At 36.8% G+C, this 19,629-nt stretch carries 16 protein-coding genes and 1 pseudogene; 6 read left to right on the top strand and 11 right to left on the bottom strand.

Annotated elements, in window-relative coordinates; all coding sequences use genetic code 11:
- Positions 1 to 6: 6 nt before the first annotated feature.
- The 5 genes and pseudogenes from EUC40_RS01135 to EUC40_RS01115 all read right to left on the bottom strand — a co-directional run bounded on the left by EUC40_RS01135 (position 7) and on the right by EUC40_RS01115 (position 5,197).
- A pseudogene (locus EUC40_RS01135) lies at positions 7 to 709 on the bottom strand (phosphoribosyltransferase family protein).
- Complete coding sequence (gene comFA, locus EUC40_RS01130) at positions 709 to 2,058, bottom strand: ATP-dependent helicase ComFA (RefSeq protein WP_156573263.1); 1,350 nt, start codon at positions 2,056 to 2,058, stop codon at positions 709 to 711. The pseudogene EUC40_RS01135 and the gene comFA overlap by 1 nt, the downstream one beginning before the upstream one ends.
- 126 nt (positions 2,059 to 2,184) lie before the next feature.
- Positions 2,185 to 3,510: a C40 family peptidase gene (locus EUC40_RS01125; protein WP_156573262.1), complete on the bottom strand. Its 1,326-nt coding sequence runs from the start codon at positions 3,508 to 3,510 to the stop codon at positions 2,185 to 2,187.
- Between the two features lie 357 nt (positions 3,511 to 3,867).
- Positions 3,868 to 4,182, bottom strand: coding sequence for a winged helix-turn-helix transcriptional regulator (locus tag EUC40_RS01120; protein ID WP_000400857.1), 315 nt, complete (start codon positions 4,180 to 4,182; stop codon positions 3,868 to 3,870).
- A gap of 172 nt (positions 4,183 to 4,354) precedes the next feature.
- Complete coding sequence (locus EUC40_RS01115; protein ID WP_000844779.1) at positions 4,355 to 5,197, bottom strand: DegV family protein; 843 nt, start codon at positions 5,195 to 5,197, stop codon at positions 4,355 to 4,357.
- 239 nt (positions 5,198 to 5,436) lie between these two features.
- Between EUC40_RS01115 and EUC40_RS01110 the strand changes: the two genes are divergently transcribed.
- Together EUC40_RS01110 and EUC40_RS01105 are read left to right on the top strand one after the other, a co-directional pair.
- On the top strand, positions 5,437 to 6,072 hold the full coding sequence (locus EUC40_RS01110) for a YigZ family protein (protein WP_071710065.1): 636 nt from the start codon (positions 5,437 to 5,439) through the stop codon (positions 6,070 to 6,072).
- A 74-nt stretch (positions 6,073 to 6,146) separates the two neighbouring features.
- A complete protein-coding gene (locus EUC40_RS01105) occupies positions 6,147 to 7,274 on the top strand; it encodes an LCP family protein (RefSeq protein ID WP_156573261.1) in 1,128 nt (375 codons plus the stop codon).
- A gap of 40 nt (positions 7,275 to 7,314) precedes the next feature.
- Here the strand turns inward: EUC40_RS01105 and wecB are convergent, their stop codons facing one another.
- Both wecB and EUC40_RS01095 read right to left on the bottom strand, forming a co-directional pair.
- Positions 7,315 to 8,430, bottom strand: a complete 1,116-nt coding sequence (gene wecB, locus EUC40_RS01100; protein ID WP_000140118.1) for a non-hydrolyzing UDP-N-acetylglucosamine 2-epimerase — start codon at positions 8,428 to 8,430, stop codon at positions 7,315 to 7,317.
- 74 nt (positions 8,431 to 8,504) lie between these two features.
- Positions 8,505 to 9,875: a UDP-glucose dehydrogenase family protein gene (locus EUC40_RS01095; protein WP_156573260.1), complete on the bottom strand. Its 1,371-nt coding sequence runs from the start codon at positions 9,873 to 9,875 to the stop codon at positions 8,505 to 8,507.
- A gap of 536 nt (positions 9,876 to 10,411) precedes the next feature.
- Between EUC40_RS01095 and EUC40_RS01090 the strand changes: the two genes are divergently transcribed.
- The 3 genes from EUC40_RS01090 to EUC40_RS01080 all read left to right on the top strand — a co-directional run bounded on the left by EUC40_RS01090 (position 10,412) and on the right by EUC40_RS01080 (position 15,211).
- On the top strand, positions 10,412 to 11,485 hold the full coding sequence (locus EUC40_RS01090; protein ID WP_000378312.1) for a UDP-N-acetylglucosamine--undecaprenyl-phosphate N-acetylglucosaminephosphotransferase TagO: 1,074 nt from the start codon (positions 10,412 to 10,414) through the stop codon (positions 11,483 to 11,485).
- 208 nt (positions 11,486 to 11,693) lie between these two features.
- The gene (locus EUC40_RS01085) at positions 11,694 to 12,431 is read left to right on the top strand and encodes a polysaccharide deacetylase family protein (RefSeq protein WP_156573259.1); all 738 of its coding nucleotides are present in this window, start codon (positions 11,694 to 11,696) and stop codon (positions 12,429 to 12,431) included.
- A gap of 104 nt (positions 12,432 to 12,535) precedes the next feature.
- Positions 12,536 to 15,211, top strand: a complete 2,676-nt coding sequence (locus EUC40_RS01080) for a sigma-54-dependent transcriptional regulator (protein WP_156573257.1) — start codon at positions 12,536 to 12,538, stop codon at positions 15,209 to 15,211.
- A 94-nt stretch (positions 15,212 to 15,305) separates the two neighbouring features.
- Here EUC40_RS01080 and exsM read toward each other — a convergent pair whose 3' ends face one another.
- The gene (gene exsM, locus EUC40_RS01075) at positions 15,306 to 15,719 is read right to left on the bottom strand and encodes an exosporium regulatory protein ExsM (RefSeq protein WP_156573255.1); all 414 of its coding nucleotides are present in this window, start codon (positions 15,717 to 15,719) and stop codon (positions 15,306 to 15,308) included.
- A 188-nt stretch (positions 15,720 to 15,907) separates the two neighbouring features.
- Here exsM and EUC40_RS01070 point away from each other — a divergent pair, with 188 nt between their 5' ends.
- The gene (locus EUC40_RS01070; protein WP_156573253.1) at positions 15,908 to 17,089 is read left to right on the top strand and encodes a chromate transporter; all 1,182 of its coding nucleotides are present in this window, start codon (positions 15,908 to 15,910) and stop codon (positions 17,087 to 17,089) included.
- Between the two features lie 41 nt (positions 17,090 to 17,130).
- Here the strand turns inward: EUC40_RS01070 and chbG are convergent, their stop codons facing one another.
- The 3 genes from chbG to EUC40_RS01055 are packed head-to-tail and all read right to left on the bottom strand — an operon-like array spanning position 17,131 to position 19,541.
- Positions 17,131 to 17,835 carry a chitin disaccharide deacetylase gene (gene chbG, locus EUC40_RS01065; RefSeq protein WP_156573251.1) on the bottom strand — a complete coding sequence of 235 codons (705 nt, stop codon included), beginning with the start codon at positions 17,833 to 17,835 and terminating at the stop codon, positions 17,131 to 17,133.
- Between the two features lie 53 nt (positions 17,836 to 17,888).
- The gene (gene celF / locus EUC40_RS01060) at positions 17,889 to 19,214 is read right to left on the bottom strand and encodes a 6-phospho-beta-glucosidase (RefSeq protein WP_000145754.1); all 1,326 of its coding nucleotides are present in this window, start codon (positions 19,212 to 19,214) and stop codon (positions 17,889 to 17,891) included.
- 3 nt (positions 19,215 to 19,217) lie between these two features.
- The gene (locus tag EUC40_RS01055; RefSeq protein ID WP_000989053.1) at positions 19,218 to 19,541 is read right to left on the bottom strand and encodes a PTS lactose/cellobiose transporter subunit IIA; all 324 of its coding nucleotides are present in this window, start codon (positions 19,539 to 19,541) and stop codon (positions 19,218 to 19,220) included.
- Between the last annotated feature and the right edge of the window lie 88 nt (positions 19,542 to 19,629).

Raw genomic sequence — 19,629 nt, 5'->3', positions numbered from 1 at the left:
TACAGATTAACTTCTACAAAGCGTCAAACTAGAAACTTCCCTCGCTCCTCTATCGTATAAAAGACTTCCAATTTGCCTAACTGTAATTCCTGTCGTATACATCATCAACGAGTAAAATATGTTGCCCATGAAACATCTCTTCTCCTTGAAAATAAAAAGGATTACTTCCCGACACCCTTTCTTTACGCGTCTTTTTACTTTGCTTTTCTGTTTCTCTTCTGCTTAACGATGCAGTAGACACGCTAACAGGTAAACAAGCTGCCAATAACTCCGCTTGATTAAAACCTCGCTCGTATTCCCGTTCCCTACTAAGCGGAACAACCATAACAACTGAAACATGTGTAAAGTACTTTTGAAACAGACTACGAAAAGGTTGATAAAATATATGAACTAACTCAGCATCACCACGAAACTTAAACTGCGCTAGTATACCTTTCATCTCATCATTGTACACGTACAACGAACGATTTTTAAAAGGACGATATCCCTCCTCATTCCTCCATCTTACACAATCCATGCAAATGTCATTTCCTTTATATCGGGTAGGCAAGTCATCTAAAGTACGACCACAATCCACGCAAATTTCTCCTATTATATAAGACAGTTTTTTCTCACATCTATCACATATATATTTTCTATGAACCTTTACAAAAAAGGTGTACCAACTAACTGTTTCTACAATACACTCATCACAAAGTAGACAATGCATTAATCGATCAACCCTTGTTCTTTCGCATTTTTGTTCATACTTTGAATATGTTTTTTCGCACGTACCATCGCCTCTGTCTTACCGTAATGAAAATAAACGACCTCGCCATACGGTTCCTCAAAGCTTCGACCTACACGGCCTGCAATTTGTACGAGCGCACTTTCTGAAAATATTTCTTCTTCCGCACCCAAAACCGCAACTTGTAAGTTCTTCACTGTTACTCCTCTCTCCAAAATTGTCGTTGTAACTAATAACGGAATTTCTCCCTTTCTGAACGCCGCGACTTTCTCTTTTCTCATTGGATCTTCCGCATGTACACCCTCAACTTTATTATGCAATGATTTCAATAACGAGCTTATTTCTTCTATATATCGTACATGGGGAACGAATAAAAAAACGGGATATTTTTTGTTTAAGTATATGTTTAACCATTGTAGTAAAACTCGAGGAATTCTTTCACGGTTGAGGCTTTTCTTCCAATTTCCGCACCAGCGAAATAGGGGCACTGGCAACGGATGACGGTGGTATCGTCCGGAGACAATGATACCCTTTTGTTTACCCTTTCTGAAATTGCGCTTCCACTTTTCATCTGGAGTCGCCGTTAAATAAATACTTGCTGCATTCTCTTTCATCGCTTGTTTTACTGCATAATGTAGCATTTTGTCTGCATAATACGGAAATGCATCTATTTCATCTACAATCATGACATGGAACGCTCTATAGTAACGTAGCAGTTGATGAGTAGTCGCCACGACTAACGCTGCATCTTTTTCACGTTCTGCACTACCTCCATATACAGCTGCTACATGTATATTCGGGAACACCTCTCGTATCCTTGGTGCTAATTCAAGTACAACATCCGTCCTTGGCGTTGCGATACAAACCCTTTCTCCTTTTTGAAGCGCCTCTGCAATACCGTAAAATAACATTTCTGTCTTTCCAGCACCGCACACAGCCCAAATAAAAAACGATTCTTTCTGCTTAACGGCATCCAGGGCACCTTTTGCCGCTAACTCCTGTCCAGTAGACAAAGTGCCTTTCCACTGTAATGGATTCATATCATTTTCTCCTTTCCTTTCAGCAATCCCGCGAACAAGTACAGTACATTCACTTACCCTCCCCATCGTTATACACTTTCGGCAATACACACAAACGCTATTGCACCTTTTGCATAGAAATGACGCAAATAGTCGCTGCTCTATATTCCCACAGCGCTGACACATATATTTAGAATCGCTCTTTTTTATACCTTGTACACATATAACCTCCCTCTTCTTTTTCAAACCATCTAAATTATCCCGCACATCTGAAGAAAGTTCCTCTAGTAATAACTGTTTCCCAGCTTGCATCAGCAAACACCTCCAGCTCTACTATAAACCTTCCTCATACTCTCGTAAAAACTCAAAAAAGCCGATAACCTACTTATAAAATAGTAAGCTATCGACTTTATACACATTTTTTATTCAATTATAATCCTATAATCTACCGTAACCTAAGAAATGTTTTTGGTTGTATGAACTATTTACACTACCGTAAGTAACGCCTGTTGACTCATCAGCAGCATGAATCATTTGACCGCCACCAATGTAAATACCAACGTGAGATACGCCTGCTCTGTAAGTACCTTGTAAGAAGATAAGATCTCCTGGTTTCGCTTCAGATGGGCTAATCTTTTGTACAGAACTCCATAAACCTCTAGTATCTTGACGACCTAAACCGTAAACATAAGAGATTAATCCACTACAGTCAAATCCACCATTTGAAATTGACGCACTACCCCATACGTATTTTAGACCTACTAAACCTTTAGCTTTTGAGACAACATCTTGTCTTCCGCCACCAGTGTCAGCTGGTACTTCTGGAGCTGGTGTTGCTTTTTTCTCTTCTTTTTTCTTAGGCTCATCTTTTTTAGCTTGTCCATCGTTGCTTGCTGGAGCAGCTTGTGTTTGTGCTGGCTGAGCTGGAGCCTGCGCCGGTTGTGCTGGAGCTTGTGCTTGTTGAGCAGCTTGCTCTGCCTGCTTTTGAGCAGCAGCTTCTTGTGCAGCTTTTTCTTGTGCTTCTTTTTCAGCAATTTGTTGTAATTTTAACGCTTGTTGTTCAAGCTCTTTTAATTGACTTTCCGTACTTGTCATCGTAGTTACAACTGTTTCCATTTTACCGCTTAAATCATTTACTGCAGTTTCTTTTTTCGCTTTTTCAGCGTCAAGTTCTTTCTTAGCAGTTTCAATTTGAGCTTGTGCTTCTTTTAATTCTTTTTGTTTTTCTTTTACTGTTTCAACATCTTTTTTCACGTTCGCTTGATCTTCTTGTTGTGTTTTCATGATATCTTCGTCAGACTCAAGAATTTTAGAAACAGAATTTAAACGATCAACTAAATCTGCAATGTTTTTAGAGTTTACAAGAACTTCTGTTACAACGTTCGTATTTGGTTGTTCTTGAAGTGCAACTAAACGCTTTCTTAATAACTCTTCACGTTTTGCAATCTTTGTTTGTAATTCTGCAATATCTTTATTTTTCTTCTCGATTAATTGCTCAGTATCAGAAACTTTTTTCGTTGTTTCATCAAGTTTTGTAGCATTCTCTTGAACAGACTTATCTAAACCTTGAATTGTTTTGTTTAAGTCATTCATTTGTTTTTGTAATTCATCACGCTCTTGTTGTTGTTTATGTAAAGTGTCATTTTGTGTATTAATTTGTGATTTCACATCTGAAATATTATCTTCTGCAAATGCATTTGGTGTTAGTCCTGAAAACATTAACCCTGCAACTAATGCGCAAGATGCCATTTTTAGCTTTTTCATTTTATTTTTTACACCGCTTTCTTTTTTTCATTTTCCGTATATAACCTATAAATTTTATACCATAATTCGGGATTTTTTTTACCAATGTTACGCTTTTGTAAAACAAATGTAATATTATATTACCTCTCTATTGCAAAATACGTATAAATTTGTATGTATATGTAGAATTTTAAAAGATTTACACCGCTTATTATCCCGCGATTCATGTGCAGGACTCCCCCCTAAAAATTCGGCAATTGTAAGAAATTTAGGCGTGAGATAATGGCCCGTAAATACTAATTGGTGAAACTTTATAAAAAAAGAAAAAACGCAAGGATTCCCTTACGTTTTATTGCATCTGCAAATAAAATTGAAAAGCTATTTCATCCATTTTTCAGCCCAATTTTGGACTTCATCCATAACACTTTCTAACGCTTTTCCTTTGTCAGTTAAGCCATACTCAATTCGAACCGGTACTTCTGGATAAACATTACGAACGACAATGCCTTCGCTTTCCAATTCCTTTAAACGCTCTGACAACATACGATCGCTCATATTTGGTATAATATCTGCGATTTCTCTAAAGCGTTTCGATTCTTCGAGCAAAGATTTAATAATTAAGCCAGTCCATTTTTTACTAAGCAAAGTAAAAGCAGACTCAAACTTTGGACATAAGCAAGAATTATGCTCCATATGTTTCACCTCTCCTCTATTATAATATAGTTTCTTGTAAAAAGTAAGTTATAAAACTTTCCTCATTATTTTATTTTACGTACATTTTACCATTTCCAAATATTAACTTGTCAACTGTACGCAAAATATCCGTAAAAAAACCCTCTTCAAAAAGAGAGCTTTTTATATCTTATTACTTCGTATACCATCCAAGACCTAGTGCACCTTCACCTAAATGCGTACCAATTACAGCACCAAAATAACCTGTACGGATTGTGACATGAGGATATTTTGCTTCTAATTCTTCCTTCCATTCATTTGCTTCCTCTTCACGTTGCGCATGAATGATAACTGCTTCCATAGGTACACCTTTACTTGCTTGCTCATCAAAAATCTCAACAATTCGTTTTAACGCTTTTTTACGCGTACGAATCTTTTCAAACGGAATAATGATTTTATCTCTGAAATATAAAACTGGCTTCACTTGTAACAAACTACCAATGAAAGCTTGCGCACTATTTAATCGTCCGCCACGCTGTAAATGATGTAAATCATCGACCACAAAATAAGCGTCCATCGTTTGCTTCATTTCATCAAAACGGGCGATGATCTCTTTTGGATCCTTTCCTTCACTTGCTAGTTTTGCTCCTTCACGTACATAGAATCCTTGTACTTCACAACTAATTTCAGAGTCATACGTATATACATCAATACCCTCTACCATCTGCCCAGCTGTCGTTGCAGTTTGGTATGTACCACTAATCCCACTTGAAAGGTGAATGCTAATAACTGCATCGTAATCCTTAGATAATTCTTCATATAGCTCAACAAATTTTCCGATTGCTGGCTGAGAAGTTTTCGGAAGCTCTTCTTGCTCACGTACTTTCACATAGAAATCATCTACTGAAATTTCAGCTTCTTCTTGATAAGATTCCGTTCCAAATACAACGTTCAATGGAATCATATATATATTGAGTTCTTCACGAATATGCTTCGGTATATATGCTGTACTATCAGTAACAATAGCTGTTTTCATTTTCGTACCTGCCTTATAAAAAAGTTTTTATTCCCTAAGTTTACACGAAAACTAAAAATGGTGCATCCATACATGAAAATGCTGATTGGAAGTTATACTCCCTATCCCGACAAATTACAACAAAAAGGTAAAATACTCATCAAAAATTTCAACATATTTGTAAAAAATGTTTGAATATAAAAACGCCCGCTTTTAAAATGTAAAGTACTAGTCATTTTGATAGATAGGGGCGTATACGAGTGCTATTACAATATTTAACAATCAAAGACTACGGCGAACACGAAATTGTCATTCAAAAATCAAGATTTATCTGTTACATTAGCCGAGCTACAACCGAAGAAGAAGCACAAGAATTCATACAGAAAATAAAAAAACAAAACTGGAATGCAACACATAATTGTTCTGCTTATTTAATTGGCGAACAAGATCAAATCCAAAAAGCAAATGATGATGGCGAACCTAGTGGTACTGCTGGCGTACCTATGTTAGAGGTACTAAAAAAACGCGGTCTAAAAGATACCGTCGTTGTCGTTACACGCTATTTTGGCGGCATTAAACTTGGTGCAGGTGGATTAATCCGTGCATACGGAAAATGTACAAGCGAAGGTATTAATTATGTCGGTATTGTCGAGCGAAAACTCATGCGTGTTATGCAGACCGCAATTGATTACACATTACTTGGCAAGCTAGAAAACGAATTACGTAATTCGAAATATGCCATTAAAGACATACATTATCTAGAAAATGTCACATTTGATACGTATGTAGAAGAAGACGGAAAACAATTATTCACGGATTGGATGATTGAATTAACAAATGGGAAATGTACAATTACAGAAGGAGATATGTTGTACTTAGAACAAGATGTTATCTAAGCATAGCTAGCTTACCCCCTTCAAAGATTAACGTAGTGAATTACTTCTCTACAAATGAACTAAGGAGATTATATATGGAAGAACGTTATTATCATCTCCAAAATAGCAGAATAAAAAAGAAACGTAGAAGGAAGTTTTTCTACTTCCTTATTTTCGCATTTTTATTTGGCAGTGTAGGTCTTTATATATTAAATTCCTACTCTTCTCTCATGGGGATGTACAGTGGTTTTACTCGTGAAAAATCGGATTTGAGAACCGAAGATGTAGAAATTACAAAGGAACCTTTTACACTCCTTATTATGGGTATAGAAGATTATGCAACAGACGGTCAAAACGGTCGTACAGATTCATTAATGTTTGCGACAGTCAATCCGAAAACGCAAAAGATTTCGCTTATGAGTATCCCTCGTGATAGTCGCGTTCCAATTGTCGGAAAGAATAAAGAGGACAAAATTAACGCTGCGCATGCTTACGGCGGAGAAGAAATGGCAATCAAAACTGTCGAAGGTTTTCTAAAAGTGCCTGTAGACCATTATCTTAAAATTGATTTCCAAGGCTTTAAAGGTATTGTTGATGCTGTTGGCGGTGTTACTGTTGATGTCCCCTTCGATTTTTGGGAGCGTTCAGACGTGGACTACTACAAAAAAATCGAATTTAAGCAAGGACAACAAGAATTAAATGGTGAAGAAGCACTCGCTTACGTTCGTATGCGAAAGCAAGATCCAAATGGCGACTATGGTCGGGCCGCTAGACAAAGACAATTACTAGCTGCTGTTGCTCAAAAACTAAATTCCACCTCTACCGTATTTAAAATTAAAGATTTGACAGCAGTCGTTGGAAAATATATAAAAACTGACATTCCTATTTCAGATGGCCTTGCTCTTTACAATAAGCTTTCTGGGTTCGATCCTTCTACAATGCAAACGTTCAAACTTGAAGGAGAAGACAAAAAAATAGGTGGTATTTATTACTTCCTTCCAGATCCAATCAGTGTAGAGACAGTACGTAAGGAAATTGAAAAAGAACTCGGAGCAAAAGCAGCTACTTCAACAAATCCAACTACAAAAACTGGCTCAAACTCTGACTCGAATGCTAACTCTAATGAAAAACCAAAGAAAGACTCGAGTGAGAACAAAACACCAGTTGAGCCACCGCCTTCTACAAATGCTCATGCAGAGTGGATTATGAGAAATCAGCCATAACAAAAAGAGCCAAATCACATAAGATTTGGCTCTTTTTTATTTACTTATTGAAGTGTTGTAAAATCGCTTCTACAATACGTTCTGATGCACGGCCGTCACCGTAAGGGTTAGACGCTTTCGTCATCTTATCGTGAGCTTCTTTATTTGATAACAACTCATCAGCAAGGTTAAAGATTGTCTCTTCGTCTGTTCCTGCTAATTTCAATGTACCCGCTTCAATTCCTTCTGGACGCTCCGTTGTATCACGAAGAACAAGAACTGGCACACCAAGTGATGGTGCTTCTTCTTGTACACCGCCAGAATCAGTTAACATTAAGTATGAACGAGCTGCAACGTTATGGAAATCAATTACGTCTAACGGCTCAATTAAATGAATGCGGTTATGTTCGCCTAAAATATCATTCGCTGTTTCACGAACAACAGGGTTCATATGAACAGGATACACAACTTGTACATCTTCATGCTTATCAACAAGACGCTTAATTGCACGGAACATATTACGCATTGGCTCACCTAAGTTTTCACGACGGTGAGCTGTCATAAGTACAAGACGATCATTTCCAAGCTTCTCTAGTACAGAATGACTATATGTTTCTTTTACAGTCGTTTTTAATGCGTCAATTGCTGTATTTCCTGTTATGAAAATGCGTGACTCATCTTTATTTTCTTTCTGTAAGTTCGTTGCTGATTTTGCTGTCGGTGAGAAATGAAGATCCGCCATTACACCTGTTAATTGACGATTCATCTCTTCTGGATATGGAGAGTATTTATCCCATGTACGAAGTCCTGCTTCCACATGACCTACTGGAATTTGATTATAAAAAGCAGCTAAGCTTGCAATAAATGTTGTCGTTGTATCACCATGTACAAGTACAATATCCGGCTTCGCTTCTTTCATCACTTTATCCAAACCTTCTAAACCGCGCGTTGTAATATCAATTAAAGTTTGACGATCTTTCATAATATTTAAATCGAAATCTGGCGTAATTCCAAAGATATTTAATACTTGATCTAACATTTGACGATGTTGTGCTGTTACAGTCACAATCGATTCAATTTTTTCTGGGTGTTTTTGCAACTCTAATACAAGAGGTGCCATTTTAATTGCTTCTGGACGTGTCCCGAAAATTGTCATTACTTTTAAACGTTCAGTCATTTTATTGCCTCTTTTCTTTCGCTAGTTACAACTTCTATTATGACATATAAGAATATACATGGATACATGCCTTTTTAACGAATAACAGAAACATTTCTATTACAAATACTCTTTCTGCCAATCGAGTAATAATCAATTGATTGCTTCTTGGCATCCTCATCAGTATAGCAATTTCTTCCATCAAATAAAATAGGCTTTCTCATGAGTCGTGCGTACTTTTCTAACGGATAAGTTCGAATCTCTTCCCATTCTGTTACGATGAAGGCCGCACTTGCTCCTCTAATCGATTCATCTATACATTCACTATATTGTATAGTCTCCCCAAATATATTTTTTACATTTCGAGTCGCCTTTGGATCATACAAAACTACATCCGCACCTACATTAATTAATTCTTCTATTATAATAAGAGATGACGCTTCTCTAATATCATCCGTATTCGGCTTAAATGAAGCTCCCAGAACCGCAATCCGCTTCTTGTTCATATTTATGACTTTCTTCGCCTTTTCAATCAATAACAACTGTTGTTTATTATTCACTTCAATAACTGCTTTTAACAAGCGAAAATCATGTTCCACATTACCTGCAAGTTGCACAAGCGCTTTCGTATCTTTCGGAAAACACGATCCTCCGTAGCCGATGCCAGCATGTAAAAAGGATTCACCAATCCTCTTATCCATCCCCATTCCTTTTGCAACATCTAATACATTTGCGCCTACCTTCTCACATATATTTGAAATTTCATTAATAAAACTAATCTTCGTAGCTAAGAAAGCATTCGACGCATATTTAATCATCTCTGCACTTTTAATATCAGTAACATACGTTTGTAAGTGTAATTCACTATACAAACTCTCCACTCTTTGCGCTACTTCCTCATTATCTGCGCCAATTACAATACGATCCCCCTGAAAAAAATCGTAAACACCTGAGCCTTCCCGTAGAAATTCTGGATTCGATACGATATGTAATTCATGCCGCCCCCGTAACTTCTCCTCAATCCATCCTTTCATAGCATCATTCGTCCCTACAGGAACCGTACTTTTCGTAACAACAATAATGTCGTTCGTCACATGTGTTCCAATATCATCACAAGCACTTTGAATATATGTTAAATCTGCTGTCCCATCTAATAAAGATGGCGTTCCAACTGCAATAAATATAAACGCTGCATCGTGAAACGCCTTTACTTTATTTGTTGTAAAAGTTAAACGATCCTTCTCACATGCGTTATGTATTAATTCATGTAAGCCGGCTTCATAAATAGGTAGGTTTCCTCGTTTTATCTGTTCAATTTTTTCATCATTTATATCAAAACATGTAACTGAATGTCCCAACATTGCCAATCCTACACCTGTAATCAATCCAACATATCCGGTACCTATTATCGTAATTTTCATTTCCCTTTCGCACAGGAATATACAGTAGAAAATATACGAATACATAGCGTGCTCCCTGCGCTTCCCCCTCTCACATTAAAAATGAGAAAACTCTTTTACCCCTTTATTATATGAATTACTTTCTGCATTCTTTTTTAAGTTTTTGTAAAATTAAATGAAGCAATATAAAGTGAAACTTTAATCAGTGGGAGTTTTGTCCATCACCCACTAATTAATAAGCCATACCAATCAGGTTTTTACAGGTGGCACACAAATAGCGGGATAAATTCCCACATTTTAACACGGAACTTACTCATTTCTACGTGCAACACTTATAATACTGAAATAAAAGTATTCATCACCTAAGAAAAATAGGAATTGTCATATTCCAAAGCCTGATACGAGTAACCTTCCCAAATGACCCAACATTCTGTATACAATTGTCATATATTCTATCCGCTTCCATTTACCGTAAAAAGAAAAAAAGATTGAATTCTAATCTTTTTGTGATACCATATGTTATGAGCCTGTAAATAAACATCATAATTTTCAGATAAATACATTAAAAAAATTACGTTAGACTATAAAAGGGTGGGGTATTAATGGACTCACAAGTGATTTATGCCATTTTGGCATCTTTCATCACTGTACTCGTCGTTACTCCTTTAGTTATTAAATTAGCTTTTAAAATAGGAGCAACAGATAAGCCAAACGCACGTAAAGTACACCAAAAAATTATGCCTCGTCTTGGCGGGCTAGCAATATTTATCGGTGTAGCTGTAGGATTTGTGGTCGGTGGCTTATATGAACAAAGAATGTTATCGATAACGTTAGGTGCAATCATCATTGTAATCATTGGTATTTTAGATGATATGTACGAGTTATCTGCGAAAGTAAAATTCGGTGGACAACTATTAGTTGCCATTATGATTGTAAAAAGTGGATTATTAGTGCAAGTATTATATATTCCAATTCTCGGGGATACTGAACTTGGATGGCTTGCTTATCCGATTACAGTATTTTGGATTGTAGGTATTACAAATGCAATCAACTTAATTGACGGCTTAGATGGATTATCTGCTGGTATTTCATCTATCGTACTAGCAACGCTAGCATATATGGCCTTCACGAGCCCATGGGGTACTGGAACAGCTATTATCTTGCCTCTAGCACTAATTACGTTAGCAAGTACAATTGGATTTTTATTCTACAACTTCCATCCAGCAAAGATTTTCATGGGAGATACAGGAGCATTATTTTTAGGATACTGTATTTCTGTTATATCGTTACTTGGATTATACAAAAGCGTAACGTTATTCAGTTTTATCGTTCCAGTTATCATTTTAGGTGTACCTGTATTTGATACGACATTTGCAATCATTCGCCGTATCGTAAATAAAAAGCCTATTTCAGCACCAGATAAGTCGCATTTACATCACCGTTTGCTTGCAATGGGATTCTCTCATCGTAAAACGGTACTAATTATATACGCATTCGGTATTTTCTTTAGTGTAAATGCCATTATTTTCACTAGTGCAACATTATGGTTATCCATTTTTCTTCTTTTCGTTTTAATCTTCTTTACAGAAATCATTGCTGAACTAATCGGACTTGTACACGAGCGTTACAAACCAATTATTTCCTTCTATAAAAAAGTGAAAAAACGCGAAGACTAATTGTAGTATAGCCTTTTCAATTATGAAATATTCAAATAGCATCCTCTTTCTTTGAAGAGGATGCTATTTTTTATTTTTTTATCCCTCATTTTATTTTTCCAAAATATAGTTTGTTTGAGAGTGCCTCTATTGGAGAAAGATATACATAATAAGAAATGGATTACATTTTCTTTTTTACATCTTGATTGTCAAACTGAGGGTGAATGTTATGATCAAGCGAGTATTTCTATACATCATTTTATTTTTTACGGTTACTATGTACGCGTCATCTCATGCAGAAGCAACTACGGTTATTCCTGCTGAACTTCATCCAAATACTGAAACTACCTCTCCTACACAAAAAATCGCGTACTTAACATTTGATGACGGACCAAACAAATATACTACGCAAATTTTAAACATTTTAAAAGAAAAGAACGGAAAAGCAACTTTCTTCGTTATTGGAGGAAAGGTACCGCATTACAAAAAGACAATGCAGCGATTAATTAAAGACGGACATTATATCGGACTTCATAGTATGTCACACGATGTAAAACGCCTTTATACTGGCGATCCCTCTACTTTAATTACAGAAATGGAGCAAACACAAAACATTGTCCAGCAAATTACAAAGTTAAATACACATCTCGTTCGTGTCCCCTACGGTAGTATGCCGTACTTAAAAAAGAATTACCGTGACGCACTTGTATCAGCCGAGTATAAAATGTGGGATTGGACTATTGATACATATGACTGGAAAAGCTATGACAATCCTTCTGCCATATTAGAAAGAGTACGTAATCAGAGCGATGAACAAGTTGAAGTTATTTTAATGCACGATTCGAGTGTTACTGTACAAATACTTCCAAAAGTAATTGATTATTTACAGTCACAAGGATACAAACTTCTTCCCTATAATCCATCTTCTCATCTCGAAGTAAATTTCTGGAAAGACACAAGATTGTAACAGCTTTAGTGCTTATGTGCTAAAGCTGTTTTATTTTTCTCTTCCCACCCTTCCCATTTTTGTGTAAAATTTTAAATAGTGATGAAGTTTCGAGGTGAATAGAAATGAAACGAATAGATCTCATTTTTAACGCAATACAAGAAGGAAATTATACAGAAGGTGTAACCGCATCAGAACTCGCTACCCTGTTGCAACTAGATCGTGCCAATGTAAGTAGCGACTTAAACAAACTTGTAAAAGATACACGTTTATTAAAAACAAATACGCGCCCTGTTCGTTTTTATATAGAAACGAATACTTCGTTGGAAACGCATTCAAAAGATATCACTTCATTAGATACATTTGCAATTGAAAATACAAGCCTTAAAATCGCAATTGAAAAAGCGAAAGCTTCTATTCTCTATCCTCCAAACGGTATGCATACTTTACTGCTAGGAGAAACAGGAGTCGGAAAATCTATGTTCGCTTCTTTAATGCACGAATATGCAATTGAAGTTGAACAGCTTCCAAAAAATGCATCCTTTATCGTCTTTAACTGTGCTGATTATGCGAACAATCCACAGTTACTACTTGGACAGTTATTTGGGATTAAAAAAGGGGCTTACACGGGCGCAAGTGATCAAAAAGGGTTAATTGAAAAAGCACATGAAGGAATTCTTTTCTTAGATGAAGTACATCGGCTCCCTCCAGAGGGACAAGAAATGCTTTTCACCTTTATTGACCGTGGGGTATACCGCCGCCTTGGAGAAACAGAAAACGAGCGAAAAGCACAAGTATTAATCATTACAGCAACGACAGAAGAACCAAATTCATTTTTATTAAAAACATTTACAAGACGTATACCGATGACTGTCACGCTTCCACCACTTCGTGAGCGTACACACAAAGAGCGCTTTGCTTTGCTACAACTATTTTTCACAAATGAAGCAATTCGCCTGAGAAAAGAAATTCATGTTAGCCCAAATGCAATGCGTGCTTTCGTCTTTTACAATTGTCCCAATAATATCGGTCAATTAAAAACGGATGTGCAAATTGCCTGCGCGAAAGCCTATTCTGATTTCGTGACAAAGAAACGTGACTCTGTCTATGTTTCAAGTACAGATTTACCTTGGTATATGAAAGAAGGACTGTTTATTGAAAGAAAGAGCCGCCATCTGTACCAAATACCGAATGAAACATTTGTGTTTACAAGTGATGAAGGCTGGAGTAACCATAAAACAGAAGATGAAAAACGTTCTTCAATTTACGATTATATTGATTATAAATATGAAGAACTTCAAGCACGTGGTATTGAAGAGGAAGAATTAGAACTACTAATAGAAAATGATATCCAAAGCTTTTTCGTACAATATTTTAACCAAATGTCCAAAAAAACCAGTCATGAAAATGTTTTTAAAATTGTGGATCGTAATATCGTTTCCGTATGTGAAAAAATTGCGGAACTCGCTGAAAAACATTTATCTAAGACGTTTGATGAAAAAGTATTTCTCGCTTTAAGCTTACATGTACAGACAACTCTACAACGTTTGCAAGGCGGGAAACAAATTCATCACCCACAATTAAATCAAATTCGTACGAAGTATAAAGAAGCTTTTTCCGTAGCTATGCAATGTATCCAGCTACTGGAGGAAGAATTACAAATAACAATGCCTATTGATGAAGCAGGTTTCTTAACAATGTTCTTCGTTGTTGATCCAATTCCTGCCTCACAAACAGAAGTAAAAGTATTAATATTAGCACACGGTAATGGCATCGCAACAGAAATGGCAAACGTTGCAAACGAACTTCTCGGCATTGAGGACGTAACCGGTATCGATATGCCGTTACATGAATCACCGAAAGATTTCTTAGAGCGTGTCAAAGTGTATATGAAAACACTGCAAAATGTAAATGGGCTGCTCCTACTCGTAGATATGGGATCACTCGCTTATATCGGTGACATATTAGAAACTGAGTTCAAAATTCCTGTACGTATTCTTTCTATGACAAGCACACCACACGTATTAGAAGCGGCACGGAAAGCTCAGCTCGGGTATTCATTAGATGCACTATACGAAACAGTAAAAAATTTAACACCGTTTTACTTAAACGTACAAGAAGAAAAGAAAAAGCCACTCTCTCCAATGAAATCTGTTATTTTAACAGCTTGTTTAACTGGGGAAGGAAGTGCTTTAGCGATTCAAAAGATGTTAGAGAACTATTTACGATTTGATAAAGACTTGATTGAAATTATTCCGATTAGTATCGTCCATGAAAAAGATTTAACGAAAATGATTGAGAACATAAAAAAAGAGCGTAATATCATTTGTATTGTCACGAATTTCGATGTGCAAGTACCGTGCTTAACATATCATTTCCAAGACATTGTAAACTACACAGCCATTCAGCCAATTCAAGAATTGATTACGTATGAAGAAACATATGCAAAAATGGCTGACATTCTTGAACAACAAATGCAACGTAACGACGGGGCATTACTCATTAAAACAATTCGTTACGCATTAAATACAATTCAAGAATTAATTTCCTTACAGCTAACCCCAGATAGCTTAATGGGTGTAATTCTTCATATGAGCTGTATGGTTGACCGTCTTCAAAAAGGGGAAAGTCTCCTCCCTCATCCTGACAAAGAAAAACGACGACAAGATGAGTACTGGATGTATATGAAAGTGAAAAAAGCACTACAACCAATAGAAAATACATTTGAAATACAAATACCCGATGACGAAGTATTTTATATCATGGACTTCTTCATAAAAAATCAGCCTGTGAAAAGTTAAACTAGGTGATTTTCAAAATATATGAATTTACCGTCAATAAGCATCATCCTATCTAATTCGAAAAGGCTGTTCCCATTTGGAACAGCCTTTTCATTTACTTCTTTACTTTTCTAATCCGTCCTCTTATTTCTCCTCTTTTATGTGATTTCGTATGAACATTTACATATACATTTGCTTGAATGATTTCTTGAAGAAAGTGAACAAATGATTTCCCCTGTAAAGGCCCTTCGAAATCCTCCGCATTCATTACACCGGTAATACTCCCCTCATTCAAACTAATCCCCTGTTCTAGCGGACCGTACAAATATAAAACAATAGGACCTATTTGAGCGGACTTTCCTAAATGAATTTGACACGATGTGACCTTCTCTATATTTTTTAGTATGACTCTGTAATGCAATTTCGTTAAATCATCACTAAAAATAAACTCCGCAACCCCAAAAGCTTCTGTATTTACAGGAGGTACTTCTCTCTTCCCTGTTAACCTCGCAAAAAAGTGTGTTGTCATAAGGCATTCTCCTTATATAAATTTCCCAGCACTACTTCTACTACTTTATGGTTTATACATAATCATTTATGACTTTTTCAATTTTAATTACGAAGAAAAGATTCACACAATCTTTACATTAGAATCGTTCCTTTTACTTTACTACCTCTTGTATAATGCACATAGAAAAAACATTATAGGGGGTTCCTTTGAAAAACAACAAATACACTTTTCACACATTATTAGAGATTTTTCTCGTCTCATTTAAATTGGGACTTACTTCATTCGGTGGTCCTGTCGCCCATCTTGGTTATTTCCATCACGAATACGTACAAAAACGAAAATGGATGGATGAAAAGAGCTATGGTGATTTAGTCGCACTATGTCAATTCCTTCCTGGACCTGCCAGTAGCCAAGTCGGCATGGGAGTTGGTTTATTAAGAGGTGGGTTATTAGGAGCTATTATTTCATGGATTGGATTCACTTTACCGTCTGTGCTTGTTTTAGTTTTCTTCGCCTCATTCCTTAATCAGTTCGATTTTGGAAGTGCTGGCTGGATTCATGGACTAAAACTTGTTGCAGTCGCTATTGTCGCTCATGCAATATGGGGAATGGCGCAAAACTTAACGCCAGACCGAAATCGTGCGACGATTGCGATTGTAACTGCCGCAATCGCCTTACTATGGCCAAGTAGCTGGACACAAGTCATTCTCATTATAGTATCTGGCTTTATCGGCTGGTTTTTATATCGCAACCAAACAATTAACCAATCTCAACATATAAAAGTACCTATTTCAAAAATGATAGCAGTTTCTTGTCTCTTCTTATTCTTCGGACTATTACTACTGCTACCAATATTAAGACCGTTCTCGTATTACATCGCTTTATTTGATAGTTTCTATCGCTCTGGCGCACTTGTATTTGGAGGCGGACACGTCGTGCTACCCCTTCTTGAAGGTGAGTTTGTACAAAATGGAATGATGACGAAAGAACAGTTCCTAGCTGGATACGGATTAACACAAGCGGTACCAGGCCCACTATTTACATTCGCTTCTTATATAGGAGCTGTGTTAAACGGGACACCCGGGGCCATACTCGCAACAATCGCTATCTTTCTTCCTGCCTTTTTGCTTGTCATCGGTGTTTTACCATTTTGGGACAGTGTGAGAAAAATATCTTACATACAAGGCGCACTACTTGGAGTCAATGCAGCCGTTGTCGGTATTTTACTAGCAGCGTTTTACGATCCGATTTGGACGAGTACAATTATGAATTCTGTAGATTTTGTCTTTGCTTCCCTTCTATTTTGCTTACTAGCTTTTTGGAAAACACCACCTTGGTTTATCGTTATAATTGGGGCCTTCGGCGGATATATTTTATCCATTGTGTAAGTACAAAAAAACGACGGCATTATGTAGCCGTCGTTTTTCGATTAAAACTTCACAAGCTCTATTCCTTCTGGTAACTTACTCTCTGTTAAAATACGCAATTCCTTCACTCGATCCATTACGTAAGAAGAACGTTTCACAAGCTCTGGATCAATATAAGCTGGATGAACCATAATTTCTACCGATTGACCGTCTTGTACGCGTGCTCCTAACTTCTCAAAATAGTCTTCCGTCACACCATCCGCATAAAAATCACTGTAAAACACATCAGAAAACGGGCGCACTGCTCTCTCTTCCTCACAACGACGAATCGGAACATTATATTTAGCCGCTAATCTCTCAAGAACATCGTGTAAGATTGGTAAACCATGCACATGATGATGACTATCTAAATGAGTTGGTATTAATCCGTAAGATAAAAACTTCTCAATTTGGGCAGTCCATTCTCTCTCAACTTCTTCTGGATCTATATTTCCTTCCCTTACGACACCTTGTTTATGAAACAATCCATCTGTCCCTACAAGTGATGGTACATTCTTTAAAAGTGGTTCTCCTGCCGTTAATACGAGGTGTACTCCTACTCCCAGCGTTTTATACTCTTTCGCTAAGTGTACCGCATGCTCCGTCCCTGGCATATTCATCATCATTGTCGTTGAATTTACAATTCCATTTATATGTCCATCAATAATGCCGTAATTTGTACCTTCTGTAAGCCCGAAATCATCTGCATTTACGATTAATTGAATCACTTGAATCCCTCCTACTAATATAAGAAAAAAAGCGGGCTAAATAGCGCCGCTTTTTACTTCTCTACCTTTTTGAAGAATTGTGGAAGATATTCTTTATGTGCTTCCAACATTTCATCTAAAATTTGTTTTGCAACTTTATCTGATGGTACAAGTGGATTAATTGTCATAGCAAGCAGCGCCTTATGATAATCACCTGTAACAGCAGCTTCAATTGTTGTGCGCTCAAATGATTTAATTTGTTGTACTAAACCGCGAACTGGTACTGGAAGATCTCCGACCGCAATTGGTTTTGGACCTTCTTTCGTAATAATACAGTTCACTTCAACAGCAGAATCATGTGGTAAGCTTGCAATTGTTCCGTTGTTTCGTGTATTAACAGGCTGGATATCACCTTTATTATTGTAAATAGAAGTAATTAAACTACATGCTGCGTCACTATAATAAGCGCCTCCACGTTTTTCTAATTGTGGTGGTTTAATATCTAAGTTCGGGTCTTTATATAATTCGAATAAATCATCTTCTAATTGTTTTACTACTTCTGCGCGTGTACCTTTTTCAATTGAAGCTTCTTTCTCTTCTTCTAACATTTCACGTGTTTTGTAATAGTAACGGTGGTATGGACATGGAATTGCACGAAGGCCTCGAATAAAGTCTGGCTCCCAGTTAAGCGCTGCAATATTTTCCATCGTAATTTGCTTTTCCGGATCTGTTACAAGCTCTAACACACGATCCATTACACTTACGCCATCTAAATACACGTCTAGTCCGTATACCATGTGATTTAAACCTGCAAAATCAACGTGGACACGACTTGCATCTACTTCCAGTAATCTTGCAAGACCCATGCGAATTCCGATTGGAACGTTACATAGACCGACTACTCTTTGAATATTTGTATAACGAAGAACAGCTTCTGTTACCATACCTGCTGGGTTCGCAAAGTTAATTAACCATGCATTCGGACAAAGCTCCTCCATATCCTTACAAATATCTAAAATAACAGGAATCGTTCTCAGCGCTTTGAATAAACCACCGGGACCATTCGTTTCCTGACCGATTACATCATATTTTAACGGGATTGCTTCATCTTTTGCACGTGCTTCTAATAAACCTACGCGAAGTTGCGTTGTTACGAAGTCAGCATCCTTTAATGCCTCGCGGCGATCAAGTGTTAAATGTACCTCGATTGGTAAACCCGATTTTTTCACCATACGTTTCGCTAAGTTACCAACGATTTCTAACTTTTCTTTTCCTGCCTCAATATCTACTAACCAAATTTCACGAACAGGAAGCTCATCATAACGTTTAATAAATCCTTCAATTAATTCTGGTGTATAACTAGATCCACCGCCGATTGTAGCAATTTTAATTCCAGTCATGCTTTATTCCCCTTTCGCTTCTAACTTTTTATAAAGGTCAATAAATTCTGTTGCTAATTCTTTTACTGTAATCGCATTCATTAAATGATCTTGTGCGTGAATTAAAAGAACACTAATCTCTGTTTTTTCTCCTCTTGCTTCTGATTGTATGAGCTCTGTTTGGAAATGATGCGCTTCATTAATCGCTTCTTTCGCCTTTACCATCGCTTCATCAGCCTCTGCCATTTTCCCCTGTTTGGCAAATTGAAGTGCCTCCATTGCAAAGCTTCGTGCATTACCACTATTTAAAATTAATTGGAATGGAATTTGTTCTGCTGTAGTCATCATAATTACCGCCCTCTCTATTATGGTTCAACCGATTTAAATACCCCTTCAGTTTGAACATTTCTATTAAATATTAATTTATTAATGATAG

The organism is Bacillus luti, assembly GCF_009739945.1.
In the GTDB taxonomy this organism is placed as follows: domain Bacteria; phylum Bacillota; class Bacilli; order Bacillales; family Bacillaceae_G; genus Bacillus_A; species Bacillus_A luti.
The sequence above is the reverse complement of the archived record's forward strand: the minus strand, read 5'-3'. Positions and strand labels throughout refer to the sequence as shown.

Bases quoted from the DNA above. Each gene is read 5' to 3' on its own strand.
- comFA (WP_156573263.1), bottom strand. From the start codon at position 2,058: ATGCAAGCTGGGAAACAGTTATTACTAGAGGAACTTTCTTCAGATGTG.
- EUC40_RS01125 (WP_156573262.1), bottom strand. From the start codon at position 3,510: ATGAAAAAGCTAAAAATGGCATCTTGCGCATTAGTTGCAGGGTTAATG.
- EUC40_RS01120 (WP_000400857.1), bottom strand. From the start codon at position 4,182: ATGGAGCATAATTCTTGCTTATGTCCAAAGTTTGAGTCTGCTTTTACT.
- EUC40_RS01115 (WP_000844779.1), bottom strand. From the start codon at position 5,197: ATGAAAACAGCTATTGTTACTGATAGTACAGCATATATACCGAAGCAT.
- EUC40_RS01105 (WP_156573261.1), top strand. From the start codon at position 6,147: ATGGAAGAACGTTATTATCATCTCCAAAATAGCAGAATAAAAAAGAAA.
- wecB (WP_000140118.1), bottom strand. From the start codon at position 8,430: ATGACTGAACGTTTAAAAGTAATGACAATTTTCGGGACACGTCCAGAA.
- EUC40_RS01095 (WP_156573260.1), bottom strand. From the start codon at position 9,875: ATGTATTCGTATATTTTCTACTGTATATTCCTGTGCGAAAGGGAAATG.
- EUC40_RS01090 (WP_000378312.1), top strand. From the start codon at position 10,412: ATGGACTCACAAGTGATTTATGCCATTTTGGCATCTTTCATCACTGTA.
- EUC40_RS01085 (WP_156573259.1), top strand. From the start codon at position 11,694: ATGATCAAGCGAGTATTTCTATACATCATTTTATTTTTTACGGTTACT.
- EUC40_RS01080 (WP_156573257.1), top strand. From the start codon at position 12,536: ATGAAACGAATAGATCTCATTTTTAACGCAATACAAGAAGGAAATTAT.
- exsM (WP_156573255.1), bottom strand. From the start codon at position 15,719: ATGACAACACACTTTTTTGCGAGGTTAACAGGGAAGAGAGAAGTACCT.
- celF (WP_000145754.1), bottom strand. From the start codon at position 19,214: ATGACTGGAATTAAAATTGCTACAATCGGCGGTGGATCTAGTTATACA.
- EUC40_RS01055 (WP_000989053.1), bottom strand. From the start codon at position 19,541: ATGATGACTACAGCAGAACAAATTCCATTCCAATTAATTTTAAATAGT.